The following is a 3,273-nucleotide window of genomic DNA, read 5'->3' as shown; positions in this document are numbered from 1 at the left end:
TTGGAAATCCCAGCCTCAATCAACGCCAACTGATCGCCCTCTTCTAGCCCCCAAAGCGAGAGGGGCACCCCGATCTGCGAATTGTAGCTACGAGGCGAGCGACCCACGGAAAGGTGCGGAGAGAGGAGCTGGTAGAGGAGCTCTTTTGTCGTTGTTTTGCCATTACTTCCAGTAATCGCTACGAGTGGCATCTGTAGTGCTTCCCGTCGCCACTTTGCCAAGGTTTGGAGTGCCTGTAACGTATCTGGCACCTCAATCATCGTCGCCTCGGGATAGGCTCTCTCCACCTTTTTGGAAACCACAAAGGCACGCACTCCCCGCTCATAAAGTTCTCCAATATAGCGATGCCCATCACCCCGCTCCGTCACCAGTGCCACGAAGAGGGTTCGTTGCGGAAAAGTGAGCGACCGACTATCGGTCAGCAAAACCTCTATTTCCTGCTCCTTACGAGGCTTTGGAGCCTTAAGAAGTGCAGTGATCTCTGAAAGTAAATAGCGTCTCATACCTCTAATTTTTCTATCAATGACGTAAGAAATGGGTGCGAATGGTGTTGGGAAAAGTGGCGAAGCTTCCTCAGCACCCCCTCCTGATGTGCTGCCACCCGCTCAGGATTGCTGGAGAGGGGACGGTGCTCTGCTAGCTTCAAAAGGGCGTGCCACTCTTGATTAAAATCCAAGTCCTTCTCTAGGGCAAACTCCTCAAAGCGACTTAAGATATACCGCACCGCTGTCTCCGATGGATGCGCCATATCCTCCGCAAAAAAGCGGTAATCACGGAGCTCATCTAGCTGTATCTCGTAGCTAGGAAAGTAATGCACCTGCGGAAACTGCTCCACCATCTGCTCCACCGCCAGGAGTAATACCGCCTTTGAGAGTCGACTCTCGTGCGCTCCATCACGGTAATGCGGGATAGGACTTACACTCAGCACCACCTCCGCTCCCCCTTTAGTGAGCTCTTCAAGTAACGGCAACCAGCGACGCACGATCTCCCCCACCTCGGCACGACGACGCTGAAAGTACTTTGCTGGCAAGCGGTGACAATTACTCACCACTGCATGCGGTGCCTCGGCCCACTCATAGAGATAAGAGGTGCCAAAGGTAAAGACCCATAGCTTGGTGGTCGACAGCCGCTCTCTCGCCACTTGCCACGCCCCCTCTATCCGTGCCAAAGTCTCCTCAGGAGTAGGTGCAGAAAAGGTGCCGTGATGCATCGGGCTATGCCAAAGTCCCTCATGCTCGATCAGCTCCTCACGCATCACAGGTCGATCCGCCAGCAACCGCTCCACCCCTTCTGCCATGGAGAGGGGATTATAGAGGATGCCATAGGGCGAAGGACTACAGTCGTAGAGCTCCCTAAAGAGATGCCGCTGTAGCTCATCGGCAAAGCACGAGCCCCAAAGCGTGATCGCATCTCTACGACTCCATCGTCGGCTCAGCGACGTCACCTCAACCCGTTTCTGCCACTCCATCACCTTTTACTTCTCTTCTTCAGCCGAAAGGGTTGCCATAGCAAGGCGATCGGCCAATTTTAGATTGCCACGAGGCGGTAGCTTCTCCTCCACTTGGGCATAAGCTGGGTGCGATGCGAGCTCCTCTACCCAGGTCACCACCCCCTGCTTCCCATGCGAGGTGTAAGCGTGCTGCAGATAATAGGTCGTCCCACTCCTCAAGAGCCACTCCAGATCATCCAGTAGATCGGGAGCAAACGAACGAGTGCCACTGATTAACAACCAAACAAATCCCACTGCCTCCTCATTATGATCCGAAAAGCGGGTGAAGAGGTCCACCTGAAGTTTATTGTGCCCCGTCAGTGTCTGCGTCCTGTTCACCTCCGCCATCAATCGGTCATTCAGCACCTCCGCATCCTCATGCATATATAGGAGGTAAGGGTAGGCACCCGAATACCCCTTATTATTGAAATAACTGGTCCAATTAGCCTTCTCTAGCAGAAAGGGGATAGGGATATCAATCGCCGTCAGCTCATCATCACCCCACTGCTCATTCATCTCTATCTCACTCATCTCTTCTCCTATTTAATAGCGAAGGCCACGCTCTTCGTGGCCTTCGCGTAACATATTACTTCATTCTATAACTGAGACTTTGCACTCCGATCGCCATCCAGCGATCTCCATTGCGGCCTCCGACCTGTCCGACTCGTCCGACCTGTCCGACTTGTCCGAGAAAGGCACCTCCGACACAGGCACCGCCGCCGCAGATCGCCACCGTGCGAAGCCGCACTATTTTTCAATTGCGGCAATACCCGGCAAGGTCTTCCCCTCAATCGCCTCCAGCAACGCACCGCCACCGGTAGAGACATAGCTCATACGGTCGGCCAAACCAAACTTATTGACTGCGGCAACAGAGTCACCGCCGCCCACAAGTGAATAAGCACCCTTAGCAGTGGTCTCAGCGATCACCTCTGCCATTGCTTGAGTACCCTTGGCAAAAGTATCCATCTCAAAGACACCGAAAGGACCATTCCAAAGGATCGTCTTCGAATCACGGATCGCCTCAGCAAAGAGCTCCTGAGTCTTAGGACCAATATCTAGCCCTTCCCAGCCAGCAGGAATCTGGTCACTAGGCACCACCTTCGTATTCGCATCATTGCTAAAAGCATCAGCCACCACAGAGTCACTACCGATCAGTAGCTTTACCCCATTAGCCTTTGCCTTCTCCTGAATCTGTAGGGCAAGGTCCAGCTTATCCTCCTCACAGATTGAATTACCGATTTCGCCACCATTTGCCTTCATAAAGGTGTAGGTCATACCACCCGTTAGGATCAAGGTATCTACCTTTGTTAGGAGGTTCTCGATAATCTCAATCTTTGTAGAGACCTTGCTACCACCCATAATTGCAGTAAATGGACGCTCTACCTCCTTCATTACACGGTCCACAGCAGCCACCTCACGTGCCATCAGGTAGCCAAACATCTTGTGCTCCTTATCAAAATAATCGGCAATCAATGCGGTAGAGGCGTGAGCACGGTGGGCCGTACCAAAGGCATCATTCACATAAACCTCAGCCAACGCTGCCAACTGCTTTACAAACTCAGGCTGACCAGCTTTGCCATCACCCTTACCCTCCTCTTCAGGGTGGAAACGAAGGTTCTCAAGGAGCAATACCTCACCATCCTTCAGTTGCTGAGCCTGCTTCAAAACAGCATCGCCCACACAATCCTCAGCCATCTCCACCTTCCTACCAAGGAGCTCCTCCAGGTGTCCGCGGAGCTGAGAGAGACTCAGCTTCTTATCCACCCCCTTCGGACGACCCATAT

4 protein-coding genes are annotated in these 3,273 nt (G+C 53.0%); all 4 read right to left on the bottom strand.

The window, feature by feature from the left end:
• On the bottom strand, positions 1–503 hold a 503-nt coding region (locus tag QVO39_RS00735), incomplete at its 3' end, for a Mur ligase family protein (protein ID WP_288171273.1).
• Complete coding sequence (locus tag QVO39_RS00730; protein WP_021902592.1) at positions 500–1,468, bottom strand: GSCFA domain-containing protein; 969 nt, start codon at positions 1,466–1,468, stop codon at positions 500–502. The genes QVO39_RS00735 and QVO39_RS00730, both read right to left, overlap by 4 nt.
• Positions 1,469–1,474: 6 nt before the next feature.
• Positions 1,475–2,020, bottom strand: coding sequence for a hypothetical protein (locus tag QVO39_RS00725; RefSeq protein WP_021902591.1), 546 nt, complete (start codon positions 2,018–2,020; stop codon positions 1,475–1,477).
• 216 nt (positions 2,021–2,236) lie between these two features.
• On the bottom strand, positions 2,237–3,273 hold a 1,037-nt coding region (locus tag QVO39_RS00720), incomplete at its 5' end, for a phosphoglycerate kinase (RefSeq protein ID WP_021902590.1).

This window comes from Porphyromonas sp. CAG:1061, assembly GCF_000435035.1.
Classification (GTDB): domain Bacteria; phylum Bacteroidota; class Bacteroidia; order Bacteroidales; family Porphyromonadaceae; genus Porphyromonas_A; species Porphyromonas_A somerae.
Note: the sequence above shows the minus strand (reverse complement) of the source record. Positions and strands in the feature narration are given on the sequence as shown.

What these genes read in the sequence shown, in the direction of transcription:
- QVO39_RS00730 (WP_021902592.1), bottom strand. Translation starts at nt 1,468, where the DNA reads ATGGAGTGGCAGAAACGGGTTGAGGTGACGTCGCTGAGCCGACGATGG.
- QVO39_RS00725 (WP_021902591.1), bottom strand. Translation starts at nt 2,020, where the DNA reads ATGAGTGAGATAGAGATGAATGAGCAGTGGGGTGATGATGAGCTGACG.